We start from the raw sequence: 21,651 nt of genomic DNA on the forward strand, positions 1-21,651 counted from the left end.
TTCGAATGATATTGCGGCCACCGACGCGTTGCCACGAAGGAAACCGCGAAAAAACCCACGCCTGTGGACCAACGCCCAGCTGTGGACAATCCCGCCGTCAGGCCGCGCCGCGCTCGACTCCGCCCCGCAAGGCCTGATCGAAGCGATCCAACACCGTCTCGGCCACCAGCTGATGCGCGCCCAGGGGCGCTGCCATCTGAATGCCGATATGCCGCGCGAACCGCTCCACCCGATCCGGCAGCCGCCCCGGTGCCAGGAACCAAGGCGCGATGACCATCCGTCGCGCACCTTGGCGACGCAACCGGCCGACGCCCTCGGCCAGCGACCGCTCGGGCCGGGTGGCGAACGCGGTTGCCACCCCCGCCCAGCAGGTGCCGGAGGCCAGTTTGGGCGCCACCCGGGCGGTGCGCGCGTTGGCCGCCGGGCTCGAGGAGCCGATCGCCACAACGAGCACGCCGAGTTCCTCATCGAGCCGCGATACCCCGAGCTCCGCAACACGATGCCGCAACACCGACACCAGTCGATCGTCCTCGCCGAGTACTCGGGCTTGCCGGATGCGCTGCCGCACTAGGGGGCCAGCGGCGTCGCCGGCGCCAACGCCCGCGATCTGTTCAGGGACGTCGACACGCGCGTGGTACGCGTCGGCAAGCAGCAAGGGGGTGACCACCGCAGGGCCGTCAAGCCGGCTGAGCACATCGGTCAGGCTCGGAGAATTATGGTCCAAGAACGCCGGCCGAACCTCGAGGCCCGGCCGCATCCGCGTCACCTGGGTCGCGACGGCACGCGCGTTGGCCGCCGAGCGTGGATCGGCACTCCCGTGCGCAGCCAGCACGAGGGTGGTCACGACGCGTGCAACCCGCATTCGGTTTTGGCACGCCCTTGCCAGCGTCCGCTGCGCGGGTCGGCGCCGTCGACGGGCTTTGCCGTGCACGGAGCGCAGCCGATCGACGGATACCCTTCGTAGACAAGGGGATTGACCAGTACGTCATGTTCGGCGATGTAGTTCTGCATGTCCTCGTCGGACCATGCCGCTAGCGGGTTGATCTTCACCAGCTTGAACGCCTCGTCGAAGCTGATCAGCGCGGCGTTGGCACGGGTTGGTGCCTCGACTCGGCGCAGCCCGGTCACCCACGCGGAGTAGCCGCCCAGCGTCTTGCCCAGGGGCACGACCTTGCGTAGCCGACAGCACTCGCCGGGGTCGCGCGCGAACAGATCCTTGCCCCGCAGCTCGTCCTGCTCGGAAACCGTGTGCTCCGGTGTGAGATTGAGAACCCGCACGTCATAAACGGACTCGATCGCGTCCCGCGTGCCGATGGTTTCCACGAAGTGATAGCCGGTGTCCAGGAAGATCACCGGGACACCCGGCCGCACCCTGGCGGCCAGATCCACCAGCACGGCGTCCTGCATGTTGGAAGCCACCACGTAGTTGCACGTTGCCCAACCGCGCGGCCCGTTGATCCCACCAAAGTTGTTCTCAGTCCACTGCAGCAGTTCGGTGGCGCTGGCGCCCTCGAGCTCCGCGGCGCCGCGCGCCGCCAGTTCCCGCAGCTCGGTCTCGGTCGGCCTGGTCTCCGCGCTCATCGCAAATCATCCTCTTCCGCCCGAACGACCCACTGCGCAAAGCGTTCTCCGTCGCTGCGGTGTTTGAGGAAGTTGCGCGCGACGCGCTCGATGTAGTCGCCCAGCTCGTCGCTGGTGACCTTGTGCTGGCGCAATTTCCGGCCGAAACCGCTGTCGACGCCGAGGCTGCCACCCAGATGCACCTGGAAGCCCTCCACCGGGGCGCCGTGACCGTCGTCGATCATCTGGCCCTTGAACCCGATGTCGGCGACTTGGATGCGTGCGCAGGAGTTCGGGCAGCCGTTGATGTTGACGGTGATCGGCACGTCGAGCTCGGAGTTGATGTCGTCGAGACGGCGCTCCAGCTCGGGCACCAAAGACTGTGCCCGCACCCGGGTTTCGGCGAACGACAACTTGCAGAACTCAATCCCGCTGCATGCCATCAGGTTTCGGCGCCAATGTGACGGCCGAGACTGCAAGCCCAGCGCTTCCAGGCCGGTGACCAAACCGTCGAGCTTGTCGTCGGGGACGTCGAGAATGACCAGCTTCTGGTACGGGGTGAACCGGATCCGGTCCGATCCCGCGCGCTCGGCCAGGTCGGCCACCCCGGAAAGGATGGTGCCGGATACGCGACCGGCGATCGGCGCAACGCCGACGGCGTTCAGGCCGTTCTTCAGCCGCTGCACGCCGACGTGGTCGATCGGATGCTTGACCGGCTCGGGGGCTGGCCCGTCGATCAGCGGGCGCTTCAGGTACTCGGTTTCGAGAACTTCGCGAAACTTCTCGACACCCCAGTCCTTGATCAGGAACTTCAGCCGAGCCTTGGCCCGCAACCGGCGGTACCCGTAGTCACGGAACACCGACGTGACCGCCGCCCACACCTCGGGCACCTCTTCCAGCGGAACCCAGGCCCCCACGCGCTGGCCCAGCATCGGGTTGGTGGACAACCCGCCGCCGACCCACAGGTCCAGGCCCGGGCCGTGCTCGGGATGGTTGACTCCGATGAACGCGATGTCGTTGACCTCGTGCACGACGTCCTGCAGGCCCGAGATTGCGGTCTTGTACTTGCGGGGCAAGTCAGCGAAGTCCGGCTTGCCGATGTAGCGGCGGACGATCTCCTCGATCGCCCAGGTCGGGTCGAGCACCTCGTCGAGTGACTCACCGGCGAGCGGCGAGCCCATAATCACGCGCGGGCAGTCGCCGCACGCCTCGGCGGTCTGCAGTCCGACGGCATCCAGTCGCCGCCAGATCTCGGGGACGTTCTCCACCTCGATCCAGTGGTACTGCAGGTTCTCGCGGTCGGAGATGTCGGCGGTGTCACGGGCGAATTCGGTCGAAATCTGGCCCAGTGTGCGCAGCGCTGCCGCCGAAATCGCCCCGCCGTCGCAGCGCACCCGCAGCATGAAGTACCTGGCTTCGAGCATCTCGATGTTCTCGTCGCCGGTCCAGGAGCCGTCGTAGCCCTGCTCGCGTTGGGTATAGAGGCCCCACCAGCGGAAGCGGCCCCGCAGATCGGACTTGTCGATGCTGTCGAACCCGTTCTTGGCATAGGTGTTTTCGATCCGTTCCCGCACGTCGAGTGGGGCGCCGGCCTGCTTCATCTCCTCATTGGGGTTCAGCGGCTCGCGGTCTCCCAGTGCCCACTGGCCCTCATTTCGGGTCTTCGCGGGTCGGGCTGTGGTCATTCGGCGGATTCTCCTTCGCGGGCATGTCCGACCTAGGAACGCGCAAGACACCGGTTCTCTTCCGGCGGCGCAGATCCGGCGGCCAGGGGGAGGTGCAGGCGGGCTGGGTCTACGACATCAAGTCAGACAGCAAGAGCTGCAAATACGCTTGAGGTCGATATGCCGCCGTGCCACCAGGGCAATACGTGGCCTGGGATGAGCGGCGGTCATGCGGGCCATTCTGCCATGGATATCGTGCAGCCACGCGACCAGGTCAAATTTCCTCTCACGGTGATTAAAACTGTCGGTAATTCCGGATGGTCAGGCAAACAAAGCCCAGAGCCACTGCGGCGGGGCATGGGATGATTTGGCATGCCCCAAGCACCGGTCGAGTTGCCCCACCTGCGGCCCACTCCAGGACAGCCGTTCGGGGTTTATCTGCACGTCCCCTTCTGCATAACTCGTTGTGGCTACTGCGATTTCAACACCTATACCCCGGCCGAGTTGGGCGGCGTCAACCCGGACGCCTGGCTGCAGTCGCTGGGGGTCGAACTCGAGCTGGCGGCCGCGCGCCTAGCTGCACCGCCGGTGAATACGGTGTTCGTCGGTGGCGGCACGCCGTCTTTACTGGGCGGCGCTCGCATGGCCACCCTGCTCGACATGGTCCGCCAGAACTTCGAACTGGCCCCGGACGCCGAGATCACCACCGAGGCCAACCCCGAGTCGGCCTGGCCGGACTTCTTCGGCGCCATCCGCGAGGCTGGCTACACGCGGGTGTCGCTCGGCATGCAATCGGTGTCGCCGCGCGTGCTGGGAATCCTGGACCGGGTGCACACGCCAAACCGGTCGGCGGCCGCGGCCCGCGAGGCGTTGGACGCGGGCTTCGAGCATGTCAGCCTCGACCTCATCTACGGGACGCCGGGCGAGTCCGACGACGAACTGCTGCGCTCCGTCGACACGGCCGTGCAGACGGGAGTCGATCATGTGTCCGCGTACGCCCTGGTTGTCGAGGAGGGCACCGCGTTGGGGCGCCGGGTCCGGCGCGGTGAGTTGGCCGCACCCGACGACGACGTGCTGGCCCACCGCTACGAGTTGGTTGACGCTCGACTGTCCGCGGCGGGCTTGACCTGGTACGAGGTGTCCAACTGGTCGCGCCCGGGCGGGCAGTGCCGGCACAACCTCGGCTACTGGGACGGCGGCCAGTGGTGGGGTGCCGGGCCCGGCGCGCACGGCTACGTCGGTGCGACGCGATGGTGGAATACCAAGCACCCCAACGCTTATGCCGAAATGCTGTCCGATGGCGAACTGCCGGTGGCGGGATTCGAGCAGCTAGACAGCGAGGCGCGGCATACCGAAGACGTGCTATTGAAAATCCGTCTGCGCCAAGGGCTTCCGCTTGACCGACTGAGCACCGACGAACGCGAGCGGGCTCAGACAGTGGTGGCTGACGGCCTTCTGCTATCCGACGGCGACTGCTTGGTCCTCACGCCGCGCGGGCGGCTGCTCGCGGACGCGGTGGTGCGCACGCTGCTGGGGTAGTACTCAGGTGAACCAGTGTCCGACGATGCGATTGATCTCGATGTAGAGCGGGATTCCGATGGTGACGTTATAGGAAAACGTCAAGCCCAGTGATGCGGCTAACGGCAGCGTCGGGCTGGCCTCCGGGATGGCCAGCCGCTGGACCGCCGGGACCGTGATGTAGGACGCCGCGCCGCATAACACCGCGAACAGCACATAGGTGCCGGGCTGGAAGTGGGTGTCGGTGAGGTAGGCGTAGGTGTAGGCGGCCAAGATCCCCAGCGTCGCAAACACGTTGGGTGCCATCAGACCGAAGAAAATGAAACCGGTGCCCGCCGATCGCAGGTCTCGTAGCTTGCGGGAGGCCGTCATGCCCATCTCGAGCAGGAACAGGCACAGCACGCCCTGGAACGCCGCAACGAAGAACTCGTTCTGGTCGTGAACGACCTTCTGTCCCTGCAGCGCACTGACGAAGCCGATGATTATGCCGCCGATGAGGAGAATGAGTCCGGGATTGAGGAACACTTCCTGCAGGAGCGCGCGGGAGAACATGGGCATCCGCTTGGCCTTCCCGCGCGGTGGGCTTTGATCCGGCTCCCAGTTCGGATGCTCTAGCTTTTCCATCGAGAATTCCAGCTCTTGCTCGATACCGCGTTCGTCCTCGGTCTTGAGGCTCTGGCCGTGCTGGGGCTGTGCGGCGGTGCCGGGGCCGACCCCGACCCTGACGGGTGGGGTGTACCCGGGCTCATCGGGCATGTATCCCGATTCGTTGAGACCTCGGTCTCGCAGTCGCGCCACCAGGTACAGCGCCACCAGGCAGCCCGGAATCTCCATGACGGCCAGCAAGACCGGCATGTAGGCGTTGAAGGCAATGCCCACGCCGGCCAGGACGGCTACGCAGGTGGCGTAGGTTCCCGCCGAGTCCGACCCAAAATAACCGGCGACCGTCGCCCGGTCGACTCGCCGCAGGACGGTCATGTACTTCAGCAGCAGGTAGGCCAAACATCCGATTGCGAAGTTCAAGGCGAAGCCCAGCACGATAAATCCGGCCAGGTTGTCGATGTCGGCCGGTTCGATTTTGGCGAGTTCTTCGCCCCCCTGCCAGCCGATGGCCACCAGCAGGTACATGGTGAGGCCCTGATAAATCACATAGGGGAATTCGAACCGCACCTTGAGGATCGGAATCAGGAAACCGAAATAGAAGAACAACAACAGCGGCTTGAAGAGATTGTGGGTGAAGTTCTGCCAGAACTCATAAAGCATTTCGTGCCTCCCGTTGACTTAGTCCGGCGGCGCGGGAAGCAGCAACCGACGTGCGGTGTCCACAAACACCATTAGAACCTTGAAGACTCACGTCACCAGAGTCAACCGCGTGATGCCGTCTTTACGAACAATTAACGACGACCGTTGGCGTCGCTCTGCTCTGGGACGGGACCCTTGGCGGATCGTGACGGCCCGATTGCTAGGTGAACCAGTGTCCGACGATGCGATTGAGCTCGATGTAGAGCGGGATTCCGATGGTGACGTTGTAGGAAAACGTCAAACCCAGCGATGCGGCCAGCGGCAGGGTCGGGCTGGCCTCGGGGATGGCCAGCCGCTGAACCGCCGGGACGGCGATGTAGGACGCCGCGCCGCACAGCACCGCGAACAACACATAGGTTCCAGGCTTGAACTCGGTGTGGGTGAGGTAGGCGTAGCTGTGGGCGACCAAGATCCCCAGCGGCGCAAAGACATTCGGCGCCAACAAACCGAAGAAAATAAAGCCGGTGCCTGCCGATCGCAGGTCTTTTAGCTTGCGGGAGGCCGTCATGCCCATCTCCAGCAGGAACAGACACAGCACGCCCTGGAAAGCCAACACGAAGAATTTGTCGTCGTCTGCAACGACCTTCTGTCCCTGGAGCCCGCTTATGAGGCCGATCATGATGCCGCCGAAGAGCAGGACTAACCCGGGGTTCAGGAACACTTCCTGCAGGAGCTCACGGGAGAACATGGGCATCCTTTTAGCCTTGCCGATCGCTGGGCTGCGGTCTGGCTCCCAGTTCGGATGCTCCAGCTTTTCCATGGAGAATTCGAGCTCTTGCTCGATACCGCGTTCGCCCTCCGCCTCCAGGCTCTGGCCGTGCGGGGGCCGCGCGGCGGTGCCGGGGCCGACCCCGAGCCTGACCGGTGGGGTGTAGCCCGGCTCGTCGGGCATGTATCCCGATTCGTTGAGACCTCGGTGCCGCAGTCGTGCCACCAGGTACAGGGCCACCAGACAGCCCGGAACCTCCATGACGGCCAGCATGACCGGCATGTAGGCGTTGAACGCCATGCCCACTGCGGTCAGCACGGCTACGCAGGTGGCGAACGTTCCCGCAGAGTCCGATCCGTAATAGCCGGCGACCGTCGCCTTGTCGACCCTTCGCATCGAACTCATGCGGCCCAGCATCACGTAGGCCAAATATCCGATCACGAAGTTCAACAAGAAGCCCACCATCACGAAACCGGCGATGGTGCCGATCTCGTCGGGCTTGACCTTCGCGAGTTCCTCGCCCCCATGCCAGCCGATGGCCAGCAGCAGATACATGGTGAGGCCCTGATAGATCACATAGGGGAATTCGAACCGCACCTTGAGGATTGGAATCAGGAACCCGAAGTAGAAGAAGAGCAGCAGGGGCTTGAAGAGATTGTGAGTGAAATTCTGCCAAAACTCGTGCAGCATTGGTGCCTCTCTTATTGATGCGGGGATCAGGGGAAGCACCGTCCGCAACTGGGCAACCGCGAACTCCCGAGACCGTGCAAAAATTTAGCCCCCACGCTGACGGTCCGCCACTCGGACACGGCGAGAAAAGCCCAGATTTGACCTACGCGTGCCGGAATGGCCGGTATTGCTAAAGCCCGTGGTCAGAGTGGCGCTGGTCGGGCGAGGTAACCCGTGGCCCACGTGAGCCCGCTGTGACTATGTTGTGGATTCGTTGTGTGGAACGGCGCGGCAGCACGTCTCGAAGAAGCCGCGGCAGACGCGGGCCGACGCCGCGGCGCCGACGTGTCAACCGCGAGTTGCGCCGAAGGCGGGCAGTACCTGGCATTTTCCCCCGAAGTCGGCCGGCCGGAATATCGCATGCACGCCCCGGCTAGGGGTTAATCGAGACCTCACCACCCAAGCTGGTGGACTTCTCATCCGCTCAGGAACGGGGTTGCGAACGCATCGAGGAACCTCCCGGTCGACGATGGTCGGCGGCCAACGCTGTTAGCTGCGACGAGCAAAAACGGCCGTCGTTAAAGTTTTGTTAAGGTTGCGCGCGCGATGCCCGTTGGCCGGTTGGGCGCTGGTTCTTGGGGCGGCCCGGTGCGCGGTTTCATAGGTTAGGCTACATTTACTAACCGTGACTGAGGTCAGCGTCGAAACCAGCCCCGCAGGCATCCCGTCACAGTGCATTCCGTGTTCCGCAGACATCAATCCGGCTGATCTTGCGGCCGAGCTGGTCGCCGTGCTGCCCGAGCGTGTCGGCGAGGAATATCTGCTCTACGAGCGCGACGACCAATGGGTACTCGCCACCGGCGTGCTGGCCATGGTGGAGCTGGACAGCGACGAATTGCGGGTAACCCGCGACGGCGTGACTCGGCGAGAGCAGTGGTCGGGGCGGCCCGGACCGGTTCTGGGTGAAGCCATCGACCGGCTGCTGCTGGAAACCGACCAGGCCTTCGGCTGGATAGCCTTCGAATTCGGCGTATACCGCTACGGGCTGCAAGGCCGCCTGGCGCCGCGCACTCCATTGGCTCGGGTGTTTTGGCCACGCACCCGCATCGTGGTGACGCGCGGCGCCGTCCGTGTCAGCGGCGCCGACGCCGGCCATCTCCAGGCGGTGGAGCGCCTGCTGCGCGACGGTCTACGCGAACCACCGCGCGCCTCGGGGATCGACGTGATGGCCGACCCGTCCGGTTATCGCGCCCGGGTGGCAGAGGCTGTTCGCGAGATCGCCAACGGCCGCTACAACAAGGTGATCCTGTCCCGTTGCGTCGAAGTGCCTTTCGCGCTGGACTTTCCGTCCACCTATCGGCTGGGCCGCCGGCACAATACCCCCGTCAGGTCGTTCTTGTTGCGGCTGGGAGGTATTCGCGCAGTGGGCTACAGCCCGGAGCTGGTGGCGGCCGTGCACGGCGATGGCGGGGTAATCACCGAGCCGCTGGCCGGAACCCGTGCACTGGGTCGAGGTCCGGCGCGCGATCAACAGGCCCGCGATGATCTCGAATCGAATTCCAAAGAGATTGCCGAGCATGCGATTTCGGTACGGAGCTCGCTGCAGGAGATCTCTGAGGTCGCCGAACCGGGCAGCGCGGCGATCACCGACTTCATGACGGTGCGCGAGCGTGGGAGTGTGCAGCACCTCGGCTCGACGATCAGTGCGCGGCTGGATCCGTCGAGTGACCGGATGGACGCGCTGGAGGCGCTGTTCCCGGCAGTCACCGCGTCGGGCATCCCGAAAGCCGCCGGTGTCGACGCCATCCTGCGCCTCGACGAGAGTCCGCGCGGACTGTATTCAGGTGCGGTGGTGATGTTTTCAGCGGACGGCGGCATGGATGCCGCGCTGACGCTGCGGTCGGCCTACGAATGCGACGGGAGGGTCTGGCTGCGGGCCGGTGCCGGCATCATCGAAGCATCAAGGCCCGAGCGCGAATTCGAGGAGACCTGCGAGAAGCTGTCCACGCTCGCGCCGTATCTGGTTGCGCGCCAGTAGCGTAACGAGCGGTCGAACTATGGCGGAAATCCCCCTGATTCGCCGAGCCACGCGCGGCACAACACCGCATTGGCGATGACACAAGTCGGCGATGCCGTACTTCCTGGTCGAGCTGGTTGCATCGGGGCGGGTAACGCTGCGAGCTAAATGTGCTTCATAGGTTAAATACAGCCGCTTCTTAGGGTTCGCCGGAACGCTGAGCTTAGCAATGCAACGGTGGGTGGTCGCTCAGCCAATCCGACGCGAGAGAGGGGTGGACATTGAAACGACCATCCGCCCTACTTGCCCGCTGTGAGGAGACGCAGCGATGCTGAACCCGGTTCGAGCTGACGCGAGCCGACAAGCACTGTCTCTCGACCACTCTGTGACGGTAAGCACCATTCTCATTGGCGGTCAATATGCCCGCGGGCAGGCGCCCGCCGAACCAAGCACGACGGATCAACTAAGCATCGGCGCACGTTGGTTAATCTTAGCGATCTCGCTATTTGTGACAGCAAGTTCGTTTCTCTTTATTAGCGGCGCCGCGTTCCTGATTCCCGCGCTAGAAGCCCAGCCCGGGGTGTCATTGGCGGAGGCCAGTCTGCTGTCGTCGATGCCGAGCTGGGGCATGGTCGTCACCCTGGTCATCTGGGGTTGTGTGCTGGACCGTGTCGGCGAGCGGATTGTGTTGACCCTCGGTTCGGCACTCACTGCGGCCGCGGCCTTTGCCGCCACGTCGGTTCATTCGATGCAATGGCTAGGCATTTACTTGTTTCTTGGTGGCATGGCGGCCGCTAGCTGTAATGCCGCGGGAGGCCGGTTGGTGTCCGCCTGGTTCCCACCCCACCAGCGGGGACTTGCCATGGGTGTCCGTCAGACCGCACAGCCAGTGGGAATCACATTGGCCGCGTTAGTGATTCCTGAGTTGACTGAGCACGGATTTCGTGCGGGCGTGATGTTCGCAGCCGTGATGTGCGCCTCGGCTGCGGTGGTTAGTTTCATTGGCGTCCTCGATCCGCCACGGAAAACCCGGGCATCGGCCACTGACGGAGAACTGGCTAGCCCGTACCGCGGTTCGTGGCTGCTGTGGCGGATCCACGGTGTCGCGAGCCTGCTGATGATGCCGCAGACCGTCACCGTCACCTTCATGCTGATCTGGCTAGTCCATCACCACCACTGGTCTGTCGCGGCAGCCGGCGCCCTGGTGACCCTCTCGCAGGTGCTCGGGGCGTTGGGTCGCATCGCGGTTGGCCGCTGGTCGGATCGTGTCGGCTCGCGAATGCAACCGGTCCGCGTCATCGCCGCTGCAGCCGCCGTAGGCTTTGTCGTGTTAGCTCTAAGCGATGGTGTGAATTCGCGATTTGACGCTTTGCTCATGGTCACGATTTCGGTGATCGCGATGCTCGACAACGGATTAGAGGCAACCGCGATCACAGAAATCGCCGGACCGTTCTGGAGTGGGCGCGCCCTGGGCATACAGAACACCAGCCAGCGGATCATGGCGGCTGCGGGGCCCCCGCTATTCGGCGCGCTGATCAGTGCCGCCGAATATCCGGCTGCTTGGATATTGTGCGGATTGTTTCCCCTGGCGGCGCTGCCGTTGGTGCCGATCGGTATGGGCGCCACGGGCCATGAACAGCAGCGTGTCCGGGCCCCGCTAGCCGAGCGTGCTGCCAGTTAGCTGGTGGCCATGCCTTGCCTGTCTCTGTTTGGCCTCGGCGGGCCACCCCACACGAGGGCGTCGGTGGCGAGCAAACCGAGGCGACTAAGGTCGGGGTCAAGATTCGACAAGCTCGGTGTCCGCGGCGCTCAACCTCCTGGAACTCGACTCGCCGCGGACGAAGGATTACCACACCCGCCGGATTCACGCCGATCGACAGGCCATTCGACGATGAACGACAACACAAAACAAACGTTGAGCAAAGTGCCGGCGGTCACCCTCGGTTTCTGGGTGATCAAAGTTCTGGCGACGACGCTCGGCGAGACCGGCGGCGATACCGTCACAATGACGTTGAAGTGGGGCTATCTGGCTGGTGCGGCGCTGTTCGGTGGCACGCTTGTGGCGCTTGTCGCCGCGCAGATTTTCGCAAAACGTTTCCACTCGATCCTTTATTGGTTGACGATCGTCGCTTCCACCACGTTCGGCACGACGTTGGCCGACTTCGCCGACCGATCGCTCGGTATCGGCTACACAGGTGGATCACTTCTGTTGCTGTGTTGTCTCGGGGCCACGATGGGGCTGTGGTACTGGTCGCAGGGAACCGTGTCGGTAAATACCGTCGCGACATCCAAAGTCGAGGCATTCTATTGGGCCACGATTACCTTCTCGCAGACCCTAGGTACAGCCTTGGGGGATTGGCTCGCCGATACGGGAGGGCTTGGTTACGAAGGCGGTGCGCTGGTCTTCGTGGCGGGGTTGGCCGCGGTTATTAGCCTCTATTACTGGACGCGCGTGTCGAGTGTGGTGCTTTTCTGGGCGGCCTTCATTCTGACCCGACCGCTCGGCGCAACCGTGGGCGATTTCCTTGATAAGCCTGTCGACAATGGCGGCATGAATCTGAGCCGCCCGTGGGCTTCGGCGGTGATCGCGGCTCTAATTGTCGTGCTACTGATCGTTCTGCCCCAGCGCGCCGGACGGCATCCCGGCCAGGAGGAAATGCCATCGGAATTCGGAGCGCAACCAGGCGGCATCGACGATTCACAGATCGCTCATGACCTCGCCGACGAGAACGCTTCGACAGGACAGACGAAGGCCCCGCGCGACGGTGATTCCGGGAGCGGCTCAGAGCCAGATGCGGGATGATGCACGGCGTCGAGTCGAGAGTGGCTGTTACATCAGGTTTATCACTCCGCAACTGGTCGCCGTCCCGAGCATGCCACGCAATCCCAGAGGAAATGTGAGTAACGGCGTCAGCTTGCTGAGCCGACGACCACCGAACGTCGATCGTCCGCTTGCGCATGGCGAGACGGGCATATCGACGGCCAGTAGCATTCACTGACGGACTAACGAGGCAGACTTCGGGCAGGCAAGAATGTCAATGACTGGCGCGGCCGTATTTGCGGCTGTGTTTTTGGCTTGCTTCGTAGAAGCGGTTGAGGCCTGGACCATCGTGTTGGCCGCGGGTATCAGCCGTGGCTGGCGTGGGGCGATCAACGGCGCTGCGTCCGGCGTCGCCGTCTTAGCGCTGGTCATCGCAGTGTTGGGGCCGGCTTTAACGGTGATACCGATGGGCGCGCTGCGTCTGACCGTAGGCGGATTGTTGCTGATTTTCGGACTGCAGTGGCTACGTAAGGCCATCCTGCGCAATGCTGGCCTCAAAGCGATGCATGACGAAAATGCAATCTTTGCCGCAGAACTCGCGGCTAGCCCGTCGGCGCCGCATCGCCGGGCTGGTGTGGTCGGCGACGGGTACGCCTTCACCCTGTCGTTCAAGGGCGTCGTGCTTGAAGGGCTAGAGGTCGCGTTCATCGCGCTCACCGTCGGGACGAATCAACGCAACATACCGCTAGCGGTGACGGCTGCACTTGCCGCGGTGTTGGTCGTCTCCGCCGCCGGGATTGTGGTGCGCGCTCCGTTGGCACGGATTCCCGAAAATGCGATGAAGTTCATCGTTGGGGTCATGTTGACCTCGTTCGGCATGTTGTGGGCTGTCGAAGGCGCCGGCGCGAAGTGGCCGGGGGCGGAAATTGCTCTGCTGGCAATCGTGCCCGTCGTCGGGCTGTACGCTTTGATACTCGCTGGCCTGCTGGGGCGGATCAACGCGAAGACCAGAACACCCGTTACCGTCCCGCAGGCGGCACCGTCGTGAGGTGGCGCATCGCGGCGTTCACTCGATTTTGCTACGACTTCGTCATCGGCGATGACTGGACCGTTGCCGCGGGCGTCGTGATCGCACTTGGGATCACCTACGGCTTGCGCAACACCACCGCGCCGACCTGGTCGGTCCTACCCGCCGCCGTCATAATCTTGCTGCCCGCGAGCCTATGGCGAGTCGCGCGCCGCGATAGGCCCAAACCAAAGCCGTCGTCGCCTAACCTAACCTCAACAGATTGATCCACGGGCGTTGCGTGGTCACAACTGTCACATGTGCCTCTGCACGGTCGACATAGCCGATGTGCCCGACTCTGCGCGACAGTTTGGTGGCGCCGTGCCGCGAATGAATGTTGTCGCGCGGCGGGCACGGCGAATGTCCCTGTTTACCTCCGACGCAGGCCAGTGTTGCGGATGTGAGTAGAGGTTGTCCGTGGCCATGAAAAAGTAGCCGTTGACACACCCATAACCCTCTGCCCGGGCTGGTGGGCGGGAAACCCCACGGCTTTTCATGTGGCGCTCTCGCTTCAACCAGAACGTCACAGACACGTCCGCAACCCGGCGTGGATCAGCCAGGTATGCCTCGATTAATGGCCCGCAACACCTGATCCGGCCGATGACCGGGCCAAAAGGCATGCATCGCCCAGGTGGCGCCAGCAGCTGCCAATCCCTGGAGATCGTCGCCTGGTCGAACTGCCACGGCGATGTCGAAACCCTCACGTCCGCCCCGCAACCGCGCAACGGCTGCCGCGATTCGCGCAACGGCCGCGGCATCGGCTCCGAGTGGGAAGATGCCGTCATAACGGGCGGCCCGCTGGATCGGTCCGCCCGTCGTACATGCGGTGCCAAACCACAGAGGAATCCGGGGCTGCTGGACAGGGCCGGGAATCGCCTCCACGCCCTCGGCTACCACGGACCCACGGTGGTTGACCGGTTCACCCGACCATAACGACGTCAGCACGACAGTGCCCTCATCTAAAACTCTGCTCAGCCGGTGTGCGTCGGCGTCTTCACCGAAAGCCGAGTACTCCCGCGCGGCATCGCCGCCGGCACCCAAGCCCACGATCAGTCGCCCCTCGCTCAGCCGATCCAAGGTCACGCTCTCTCGAGCTAGCTTAAGCACGCGCCGGCGCGGTAGCGGAGTCACCATGGGGCCCAACCGGATACGGTCCGTCACCACCGCCACTGCGGCGAGAACCACCCACGGATCAGCGATCTCCCAACGACCTTCAACGGGACTCAGAACATGGTCCCAGACAAACAGCCCGTCCCACCCGGAGTGCTCAGCCGCCACAGCAATGTCCGCGATCGCATATGGATCAGACAACGCACCGAACAACGGCACGTAGATCGCGTGACGCACTCACCAACCGTAACGCCGCCCGCCACAGCACACCGGTCGCCGTCGGTTCTGAACTGATGCCGGAGCCAAAAGTGGTGGCGACACAAGGGCCAGATGACTTGACGAACCCATGAAGGACACCCGGCGGCGCTAATGGATCAGTGCTCAACCGCATGACATCCCATGAGGGCTACAGGTGACCCCACCAACCAACGGCCTATCCCGAAATTGTCTCGGGCTTCAGGTCGTTGCGGTTGAGGCGTGCGCAGAGGCGAGCGGGTCGGGCTGCTGTGGTTGGCGTGCGCGGGAGGTTTTAGCGGCGGCGATGCATAACCCGGCGATGGCGGCACAGCCGATGGCGTACCAGAGGCTGCCGGTGGGATCGCCGCTGGGTGTCACCCCGTGAACCGCGTGCAGGTAGCCCGGTAGTGATGTCATCCAGAGGACGGTCATGACTGCGAGGTAGGCAGAGGCGTAGCCCAGGATGGCGCCGTTGTAGTAGCGCACACCATGCGGGTCGTCATGGCGCAACCGTCGCCACTGGTTGACCAGGACCCACACGGCGACAGCGCTGATCGCGCTCAGTTCGGCGATGTAGATGACGCCCGCGACGGTGGTGCTGTGCCACAGTGCGCCGCCGATCGTGGCGGGCAGCGGAAGCACCGCAGTGCCGATCGAGGCCAGGACACCGACGACTACCGTGCGCCACAGCAGCTGCAACCCGGAAAAGGTTCTGCCGTTCTCGATGTGGCGGCCGACGAAGAGCTGGACGAAAAACGCCAGCGACATCGGCCACAGTGTGGCGAACACGACGACGCTAGGCAAAGGTACGGAGTCAAAGAACGGTTGGTTCATCGGATGGTGCAGGGTCCATTCCCACCACCGCAGCTGGGGGCCGAGTTGGTCGAAGATCTCGTAGAACACGTGGTGTGCGAACCCAACGCTGGCCGCCCCGATCAGCACTCCGTAACGGCGGAAAACCCCGAGCATGCGCACGATTTCGTAGGCCACGGTGGCCATCATGGGGTAGATGGCGATGATGTAGAGCGGCAGGCGACCCCACAAGAAGTCCACGGTGAACACGTTGTGGGCAAACATGGTGTCGACATGGCCGCTGATCCCGAACGCCGCGGGAAAATATAGCGGCGGCTCGATGATGAAAAGGTAGGCGATAGCACCGAACCACAGCACGAGGTTGGTCGGGTCCCTGTGTCGGCGCAGTCGCACGATTGCGTAGACCAGCGTTAGCACCGCCCCAGCAATCACGGTGATTTCCAGCACCGGCAGTGTCCAGTTTTGCAGCGAAAAGGGGTTGCGCATCTCGACCAGCCCGCCCGCGGTTTGACACGAAAAGCCCAGCCGTGCAGCAAGGTCGGCAAACGTCGGGGTGCACAGATCGGTCATGGCGGTCCTCACGCGCCCTGTGCGACGGTCGCGCTGTACCACCGGGTGACGTCATACCCGGCGTCATAACGCTGGAACCATTTTTCGGCCAGGGCAGGCAGTTTCTCGCGGGCGGGATCATGTCCGGGGATCTGGCTGCGCACGATGCCCGACAGGGCAACGAGTTGCTCGCGCAGTGGCAGATGCTTGAACGCATTGCCGAACGGGCCGTCGTCGGGGACATCGACGAACGGGAGTCGTTGCAGGAGCGCTTTTTTGCGGCGCTGCATGCCAAACATCGACAGGGCGTCGACCTTGCGTTCGGCGATCGGGATGTGCTTGTTGAACCCTTCGCAAGCGATCCGCAGCACGGACCAGACGTGTTTGAAGATCGACGGCGCCACCCGCATCCGATACCACGGGTCGTCGACGACCGCGTCGTAGATCATCAACGCCGAGCTGCGATGCTCGACTTCCTCGACGAAGTGCCACAAGAACAACGACGCCACCCGGTCATCGCCGGCAGCGAACAGCGTGTTGTCGTGGTCGAGCATCAGCTTGAACGCGGGGGTGAATGTCGCCTCCAAATCGGCGGTGTAAGCCAACCGGTAACGCAACGGCGTGTTCGTGGTCAGGTCGTCAAACACCGCAATCACGTCATCGAGGGTCTCTTTGAGCCCCGGATAGCTTTTGATCAACCCTTTCACGTGTTGGCGGTGAGCCATCGAATGCTGACCCTCCTGCCGCACAAACGCCTGTGCTTCCTCGGCGATCTTCGGGTCGCTGATCAGCGGCATCGCCTCGGGAATCATCTGCCCGATCATTTTTTCGAAGGCGACCGCCAGGAACGAGACCGCGTTGGCCATGCTGGAAAACGTGGGGTTCTGCTCGTTCCAAAGGAACGGAACTTCGCGGTCGGCGAACGCGAACCGCATCTTGCGCACAATCAGATCCGTCATCGGAAGGCTCTCCAGTTCTAGCGACTTCTGGCTGGCGTCCTGCCCTCCGCGGGGGACAGGACGTCACCATACGCGGACGCTCGTATATGTATGGTTACCCCAGTGGGCACCCTTCGTCAACGGTGCAGCGCGTACCGCTTTGGGGGCAGGCGCCCGCGCGAAGTCGATATCCTGCGGTAATGACGGTGGGCGAGGTACACGATCGTGGCACGTAGGCGCGGCTGGGACGGCCGTCCGCCAGCCAGCGATGAGGAGGCCTCACAGCGCATCGTGGCCACCGCGGTCAAGATGATTGCCGACAGCGGTTCCGATGTCAGCCTCGCGGAGGTCGCTGAATCTTTGGGAGTGATCCGACAGACGGTATATCGCTACTTTCCCAGCGCTGAATCACTGATGCACGCCGCCGCCATCGCTTCCGTCGACAGCTTCCTCGACCGGCTTACCGAGGCCGTGCGCGGCATCAGCGATCCTGCCGATGCGATGACCGAAGGCGTGCTGTATACCCTCGAAGAGGTCGCGCGCACACCGCATTTGGGACTCCTGCTGTCCGAGCCCTATCACCACGCCCACACCCCGAGTCTGGCCTCCGATGAAGCCCAGGCATTCGGGATGCGGATGATCACCCGCTTCGATGTCGATTGGCAGAAATACGGCTACGATCAGGCGGCCCTGCGCGAACTCGTGGAATTCAGCCTGCGCACCATGCTGTCGTTCTTCGTCGCGCCCAACGACCACAGGCGGAGCCGAGAAGACCTGCGGCGCTTCATTACACGATGGTTGGGCAGCGCGATATTGGCCCAGCAACGCACCACCGCCGCCGCCACCGCTGAGCAGTAGGTTATCTCCCGTGTTTCGCTGGCTTACACCTTGCCTTTGAGAAGCTCGCCGACAACCAGGCGGGTGTAGTACAAAGCGGTCTTGCCGATCGTCCTCGCGTCGAGCGTGCTGAAGATAGCGTCGCCGATACCGAAGGGCAGCATGGCGGGAATCGGCCCGCGCGCGTACTCCAGCATGAACGCCGCGTTGGGGATGGCGTAGCCCTTGGCTCGGCCTCCGGCCAGATACGCCACGTCACCAGGCTGGTACACGCTTCGCTCGAATTGGCCCTCTTCGTAGCACCACACCTCGCCGTCGATGATGAAGTCCCACACCGCGCTGGCGTAGCGGCCGGAGTGGCCTTCCGTGCCGATCGGGGTGCCAAAGAAGATGAGGTACTCCGACAGCGACGCGTGCAGAAGTTTCATTTGCCCCATGGCGCCGCCCGCGTTGTTGAACACCCACGGGACGTCGTCACGGATGTGCCCTCGATACTCGCCTTTGAGCTCAGCAAGGATCTGGGCAAAAGCCGCCTCTTTGGTATCCAGCCCGACAGCGCTCTTGGCGATGGCGTGCAAGTTGTCGACATCAAATATCGCTCCCATACCACGCGACGCTAGCTCGTCATACGTCAATCCCGCCAACCGTCCCGGTCTCACGCTCAAGGGTTCGCGCCGACCTGGCGCACGATCGCCCTTTTATCGATCTTGCCGACCGGCGTGGTGGGCAGCGAGGCCATTTCCACGAGCATGTCTGGCCGGGCGTGCGTGGCCACACCCCGCTCGTCGAGGTAGGCGTTCAGCCGGGCAAGGGTCACCGGGGGGCCGGCGAAAACCACTGCCGCGCAGATCTTTTCACCCAGGTCAGGATCGGGCACCGGCACGGCCGCGGCCGACCAGATCGCCGGATGGCTCAATAGCTGCTCTTCGAGGTCCTGGGCTGAGATCGTCTCACCGCAACGGCAGATGACATCCTTGACCCGCCCGGTCACCACGAGATATCCGTCGGCGCGCAAGCGGACCAGGTCACCGCTGCGGTAGAAGCCGTCGGGATCGAAGCAGCGTTCGTTGTCACGCTCGGCGCGAAAGTAGCCGTTGCAGGTGTAGGGCCCGCGCACCAGGAGCTCGCCTTCCTCGCCGGCCGCCACCGACCTGCCCGCGGCGTCGACGATGCGCAGTTCGTCGGCCTGGCAGAGCGGCCTGCCCTGGGTGTGTTCGACGACTTCGGGTGGGTCGTCGAGACGGGTGAAGTTCAGTAATCCCTCCGCCATCCCGAACACCTGCTGTAAGCCGGGAGTGAGCGTGTTGCGCACCCTGCGGGCATCCTCGGGCTCCAGTTTGGACCCGCCAACCTGTAAGAGCCGCAACGACGTTGGTTTCACCGGTTCCCAGTCGCACGCCCGCGCCCAGAGTTTGGCCAACGCCGGAACCAGGGCGGTGACGGTGACGCGGTGCCGATCGATCGCCGCGAAGGCGGCTTCCGGGCTGGGATCGGCGCCGAACACCGTGCTGGCGCCGACTGTCATGGCGCCCAGCAGGCCCGGACAGGCCAACGGGAAGTTGTGCGCCGCGGGCAACACCGCGAGATACACATCGCCAGCGGTCAGCCCGCACAACTGCGCGCTGGCGGAGGCGTTGTAGACGTAGTCGTCGTGGGTGCGGGGAATCAGCTTGGGAGTGCCGGTGGTCCCGCCGGACACCAGGAGCAGCGCCGGTGCCCCGGTGTCGGGCGTGACGCCGGGCGGGGCCCCGGTGGGCAGCTCTGACCACGCGAGGAAGGGGCCGGGGTCGCCGTCGACGACGACGTGACGGAGTCCGGGGCGAGCCGCGACCAATTCCTCGGCCATCGAGCGGTAGTCGAAACCGTTCGCTGTGTCGGCGGTGACCAACCCAACGGCACCGGCGACCTCGGTGAAGTGCCGTAGTTCGGCCAACCGATGCCCGGGCAGACACAGCACGGGGAAGGCCCCGGCGCGCAGCAGCCCGAACAACGCGACGGCGAACCGGCAGGAATTGGGCAGCTGCAACAGCACCCGGTCGGTGGATCCGATCCCCAGCCCGGCGAACCCCCCAGCCGCGCGGTCGACGAGTTCGTCGAGTTCGGCGTAGGTGTGGCTGGTCCGGCCGTCCGCGACAGCAACGCGGTCGGGCCATGTGGTCGCGGCATGGCGAAGCAGTGAATCGACCGTGCGCCCCGTCCAGTAACCGGCCGCTCGGTAGGCCGCCGCCCGTTCGGGCGGGAAGGCGACGAATCCGTTGATAGGCACCTGACAGCTCCCCGGGGGCGAGCGTGTCCTGCCCCTCGGACATAAGGTAGCGTACTCAAAGTTAGGACAGCCTGAGCTAAGCTCGCGGCGACTTGAGGAGGGGTTGTGGGCGGCGCGTCATTCAATCGACACCCCCACGATCGCGCCCTTCTGGCAGGAGCGGCATGACCGGCACCCTCGCGATCATCGGAGCCGGCGCGAAGGCGGTGGCAGTGGCCGCCAAGGCGGCTGTGCTGGGCGAGATGGGCATCGAGGTGCCCGATGTCGTCGCGATCGAATGCTCGGGTGTGGCGGCCAACTGGCGGGCCGGCGGCGGCTGGACCGACGGTCGGCAGCGGTTGGGCACCAGCCCGGAAAAGGATGTCGGCTTTCCGTACCGGTCGACGTTGGTGCCGGGACGCGACGCCGAGGTCGACGAGCGGATGATGCGGTTCAGCTGGCAGTCATATCTGGTTGCCACGGACCAATTCGTGGGCTGGGTCGACCGGGGCAGGCCGTCGCCCACGCACGAGACGTGGTCGCAGTATCTGCGTTGGGTCGCCGATGTGGTTGACCTGAAAGTCGTTCGCGGAGAGGTGGTTCGGATCTCGCTCGGCGAGTCGCATTGGGTGCTGCACACCCGCGACTCGCGGCTGCCCGCCGAAACGGTGATGGTGACCGGTCCTGGTCAGCCGGAGCGGTCGATGCTGTCGGGCGACCCGCGGGTGTTGTCCATCGCGCAGTTCTGGCAGCGCGCCGCCGGGCACGACCGGATCGTTGCCGAAAACGTTGCGGTCATCGGCGGTGGTGAGACGGCCGCGTCGATGCTTAACGAGCTTTTCCACCACCGGGTTTCGGCGATCACGGCCATCTCGCCGCAGGCGACCCTGTTCACCCGCGGCGAGGGTTTTTTCGAAAACTCGCTGTTTTCCGACCCGACCGGGTGGCGCTGCCTGAACCTGGCCGAGCGGCGCGATTGCATTGCCCGCACCGACCGCGGGGTTTTTTCCGCGCGGGTACAGGAGTCACTGCTGGCCGACGAGCGGATCAAGCATCTGCGCGGCCGGGTCGCGCGGGTGGTCAACCGCGACAACCGAATCTGGGTCACCTTGTCCACCGATCGCTCTGGTGAACCGCTGGAGACGTTGCACGCTTTCGACCTTGTCATCGACGGATCCGGCGCCGACCCGCTGTGGTTCCAACCACTGCTGCACCCGGCTGCCCTGGATCTGTTGGAGCTGGGGCTGGGCGGGCCGCTCACCGGTGAGCGACTGGAGGAGTCGATCGGCCACGACCTGGCGGTTGTCGGTCTCACGCCGAAGCTGTTCTTGCCCAACCTTTCCGGCCTCAACGAGGGCCCGGGTTTTCCGAACCTGAGCTGTCTGGGCCTGATGTCGGACCGGGTGCTCGGCGCCGAGCTGGTTGTATCCGGTCCGTCAACCGGGAGAAGCGGTGAGTATCAATCCGTTTGACGACGACAACGGCTCCTTCCTGGTCTTGGTCAACGACGAGCAACAGCACAGCCTCTGGCCGGCGTTTGCCGCCGTGCCCGCGGGCTGGCACGTGGTGGTCGGGGCGGAAACCCGCGCGAATTGCCTTGCTTACGTTCAGCAGAACTGGACCGACATGCGCCCCAAAAGCCTCCGAGGGGCTTAG

19 protein-coding genes are annotated in these 21,651 nt (G+C 64.2%); 8 read left to right on the forward strand and 11 right to left on the reverse strand.

Annotated elements, in window-relative coordinates; genetic code table 11:
* Positions 1-97 precede the first annotated feature (97 nt).
* The 4 genes from JO236_RS00600 to JO236_RS22455 all read right to left on the reverse strand — a co-directional run bounded on the left by JO236_RS00600 (position 98) and on the right by JO236_RS22455 (position 3,464).
* Positions 98-862: a sirohydrochlorin chelatase gene (locus JO236_RS00600; protein ID WP_416362122.1), complete on the reverse strand. Its 765-nt coding sequence runs from the start codon at positions 860-862 to the stop codon at positions 98-100.
* Positions 841-1,581 carry a phosphoadenylyl-sulfate reductase gene (locus tag JO236_RS00605; RefSeq protein WP_293323245.1) on the reverse strand — a complete coding sequence of 247 codons (741 nt, stop codon included), beginning with the start codon at positions 1,579-1,581 and terminating at the stop codon, positions 841-843. Before JO236_RS00605 ends, JO236_RS00600 begins: the two co-directional genes overlap by 22 nt.
* Positions 1,578-3,245, reverse strand: a complete 1,668-nt coding sequence (locus JO236_RS00610; RefSeq protein ID WP_293323247.1) for a nitrite/sulfite reductase — start codon at positions 3,243-3,245, stop codon at positions 1,578-1,580. Before JO236_RS00610 ends, JO236_RS00605 begins: the two co-directional genes overlap by 4 nt.
* A 117-nt stretch (positions 3,246-3,362) precedes the next feature.
* A complete protein-coding gene (locus tag JO236_RS22455; protein ID WP_416362123.1) occupies positions 3,363-3,464 on the reverse strand; it encodes an Ms4527A family Cys-rich leader peptide in 102 nt (33 codons plus the stop codon).
* Positions 3,465-3,596: 132 nt separating this feature from the next.
* Between JO236_RS22455 and hemW the strand changes: the two genes are divergently transcribed.
* Positions 3,597-4,763: a radical SAM family heme chaperone HemW gene (gene hemW / locus JO236_RS00615; protein WP_293323249.1), complete on the forward strand. Its 1,167-nt coding sequence runs from the start codon at positions 3,597-3,599 to the stop codon at positions 4,761-4,763.
* Positions 4,764-4,766: 3 nt separating this feature from the next.
* On the opposite strand, the gene JO236_RS00620 is transcribed toward hemW, so the two are convergent.
* Both JO236_RS00620 and JO236_RS00625 read right to left on the reverse strand, forming a co-directional pair.
* On the reverse strand, positions 4,767-6,005 hold the full coding sequence (locus tag JO236_RS00620) for a sodium-dependent bicarbonate transport family permease (RefSeq protein ID WP_293323252.1): 1,239 nt from the start codon (positions 6,003-6,005) through the stop codon (positions 4,767-4,769).
* Between the two features lie 199 nt (positions 6,006-6,204).
* Positions 6,205-7,443, reverse strand: a complete 1,239-nt coding sequence (locus JO236_RS00625; protein ID WP_293323254.1) for a sodium-dependent bicarbonate transport family permease — start codon at positions 7,441-7,443, stop codon at positions 6,205-6,207.
* 664 nt (positions 7,444-8,107) lie between these two features.
* On the opposite strand from JO236_RS00625, the gene JO236_RS00630 reads away from it, so the two are divergent.
* From JO236_RS00630 to JO236_RS00645, 4 genes are all read left to right on the forward strand, one after another.
* Positions 8,108-9,460: a salicylate synthase gene (locus JO236_RS00630; protein ID WP_293323257.1), complete on the forward strand. Its 1,353-nt coding sequence runs from the start codon at positions 8,108-8,110 to the stop codon at positions 9,458-9,460.
* Positions 9,461-9,767: 307 nt separating this feature from the next.
* On the forward strand, positions 9,768-11,120 hold the full coding sequence (locus tag JO236_RS00635) for an MFS transporter (RefSeq protein ID WP_293323260.1): 1,353 nt from the start codon (positions 9,768-9,770) through the stop codon (positions 11,118-11,120).
* Between the two features lie 210 nt (positions 11,121-11,330).
* Positions 11,331-12,242, forward strand: coding sequence for a hypothetical protein (locus JO236_RS00640; RefSeq protein WP_293323263.1), 912 nt, complete (start codon positions 11,331-11,333; stop codon positions 12,240-12,242).
* Positions 12,243-12,477: 235 nt separating this feature from the next.
* On the forward strand, positions 12,478-13,248 hold the full coding sequence (locus JO236_RS00645) for a COG4280 domain-containing protein (RefSeq protein ID WP_293323266.1): 771 nt from the start codon (positions 12,478-12,480) through the stop codon (positions 13,246-13,248).
* A gap of 570 nt (positions 13,249-13,818) precedes the next feature.
* Here JO236_RS00645 and JO236_RS00650 read toward each other — a convergent pair.
* The 3 genes from JO236_RS00650 to JO236_RS00660 all read right to left on the reverse strand — a co-directional run bounded on the left by JO236_RS00650 (position 13,819) and on the right by JO236_RS00660 (position 16,934).
* On the reverse strand, positions 13,819-14,613 hold the full coding sequence (locus tag JO236_RS00650; RefSeq protein ID WP_293323269.1) for an LLM class flavin-dependent oxidoreductase: 795 nt from the start codon (positions 14,611-14,613) through the stop codon (positions 13,819-13,821).
* Positions 14,614-14,832: 219 nt separating this feature from the next.
* Positions 14,833-15,996 carry a hypothetical protein gene (locus JO236_RS00655; RefSeq protein ID WP_293323272.1) on the reverse strand — a complete coding sequence of 388 codons (1,164 nt, stop codon included), beginning with the start codon at positions 15,994-15,996 and terminating at the stop codon, positions 14,833-14,835.
* A gap of 8 nt (positions 15,997-16,004) precedes the next feature.
* Entirely contained in the window at positions 16,005-16,934 is a 930-nt protein-coding gene (locus JO236_RS00660; protein WP_293323274.1) for a metal-dependent hydrolase, read from the reverse strand.
* A 204-nt stretch (positions 16,935-17,138) separates the two neighbouring features.
* Here JO236_RS00660 and JO236_RS00665 point away from each other — a divergent pair, with 204 nt between their 5' ends.
* A complete protein-coding gene (locus JO236_RS00665) occupies positions 17,139-17,771 on the forward strand; it encodes a TetR/AcrR family transcriptional regulator (protein WP_293323276.1) in 633 nt (210 codons plus the stop codon).
* A gap of 23 nt (positions 17,772-17,794) precedes the next feature.
* Here the strand turns inward: JO236_RS00665 and JO236_RS00670 are convergent, their stop codons facing one another.
* Together JO236_RS00670 and JO236_RS00675 are read right to left on the reverse strand one after the other, a co-directional pair.
* Positions 17,795-18,355: an ERG2 family protein gene (locus tag JO236_RS00670; RefSeq protein ID WP_293323279.1), complete on the reverse strand. Its 561-nt coding sequence runs from the start codon at positions 18,353-18,355 to the stop codon at positions 17,795-17,797.
* A 56-nt stretch (positions 18,356-18,411) separates the two neighbouring features.
* Complete coding sequence (locus JO236_RS00675; protein WP_293323282.1) at positions 18,412-20,016, reverse strand: (2,3-dihydroxybenzoyl)adenylate synthase; 1,605 nt, start codon at positions 20,014-20,016, stop codon at positions 18,412-18,414.
* A 164-nt stretch (positions 20,017-20,180) separates the two neighbouring features.
* On the opposite strand from JO236_RS00675, the gene mbtG reads away from it, so the two are divergent.
* Both mbtG and JO236_RS00685 read left to right on the forward strand, forming a co-directional pair.
* Complete coding sequence (gene mbtG, locus JO236_RS00680; protein ID WP_293323284.1) at positions 20,181-21,467, forward strand: NADPH-dependent L-lysine N(6)-monooxygenase MbtG; 1,287 nt, start codon at positions 20,181-20,183, stop codon at positions 21,465-21,467.
* Positions 21,448-21,651: an MbtH family protein gene (locus tag JO236_RS00685; protein WP_293323287.1), complete on the forward strand. Its 204-nt coding sequence runs from the start codon at positions 21,448-21,450 to the stop codon at positions 21,649-21,651. Before mbtG ends, JO236_RS00685 begins: the two co-directional genes overlap by 20 nt.

It is taken from the genome of Mycobacterium sp., assembly GCF_019247635.1.
Lineage (GTDB): Bacteria > Actinomycetota > Actinomycetes > Mycobacteriales > Mycobacteriaceae > Mycobacterium.

Coding starts and splice junctions, on each gene's coding strand:
- JO236_RS00600 (WP_416362122.1), bottom strand. CDS start 862: ATGCGGGTTGCACGCGTCGTGACCACCCTCGTGCTGGCTGCGCACGGG.
- JO236_RS00605 (WP_293323245.1), bottom strand. CDS start 1,581: ATGAGCGCGGAGACCAGGCCGACCGAGACCGAGCTGCGGGAACTGGCG.
- JO236_RS00610 (WP_293323247.1), bottom strand. CDS start 3,245: ATGACCACAGCCCGACCCGCGAAGACCCGAAATGAGGGCCAGTGGGCA.
- JO236_RS22455 (WP_416362123.1), bottom strand. CDS start 3,464: ATGGCCCGCATGACCGCCGCTCATCCCAGGCCACGTATTGCCCTGGTG.
- hemW (WP_293323249.1), top strand. CDS start 3,597: ATGCCCCAAGCACCGGTCGAGTTGCCCCACCTGCGGCCCACTCCAGGA.
- JO236_RS00620 (WP_293323252.1), bottom strand. CDS start 6,005: ATGCTTTATGAGTTCTGGCAGAACTTCACCCACAATCTCTTCAAGCCG.
- JO236_RS00625 (WP_293323254.1), bottom strand. CDS start 7,443: ATGCTGCACGAGTTTTGGCAGAATTTCACTCACAATCTCTTCAAGCCC.
- JO236_RS00635 (WP_293323260.1), top strand. CDS start 9,768: ATGCTGAACCCGGTTCGAGCTGACGCGAGCCGACAAGCACTGTCTCTC.
- JO236_RS00640 (WP_293323263.1), top strand. CDS start 11,331: ATGAACGACAACACAAAACAAACGTTGAGCAAAGTGCCGGCGGTCACC.
- JO236_RS00645 (WP_293323266.1), top strand. CDS start 12,478: ATGACTGGCGCGGCCGTATTTGCGGCTGTGTTTTTGGCTTGCTTCGTA.
- JO236_RS00655 (WP_293323272.1), bottom strand. CDS start 15,996: ATGACCGATCTGTGCACCCCGACGTTTGCCGACCTTGCTGCACGGCTG.
- JO236_RS00660 (WP_293323274.1), bottom strand. CDS start 16,934: ATGACGGATCTGATTGTGCGCAAGATGCGGTTCGCGTTCGCCGACCGC.
- JO236_RS00670 (WP_293323279.1), bottom strand. CDS start 18,355: ATGGGAGCGATATTTGATGTCGACAACTTGCACGCCATCGCCAAGAGC.
- mbtG (WP_293323284.1), top strand. CDS start 20,181: ATGACCGGCACCCTCGCGATCATCGGAGCCGGCGCGAAGGCGGTGGCA.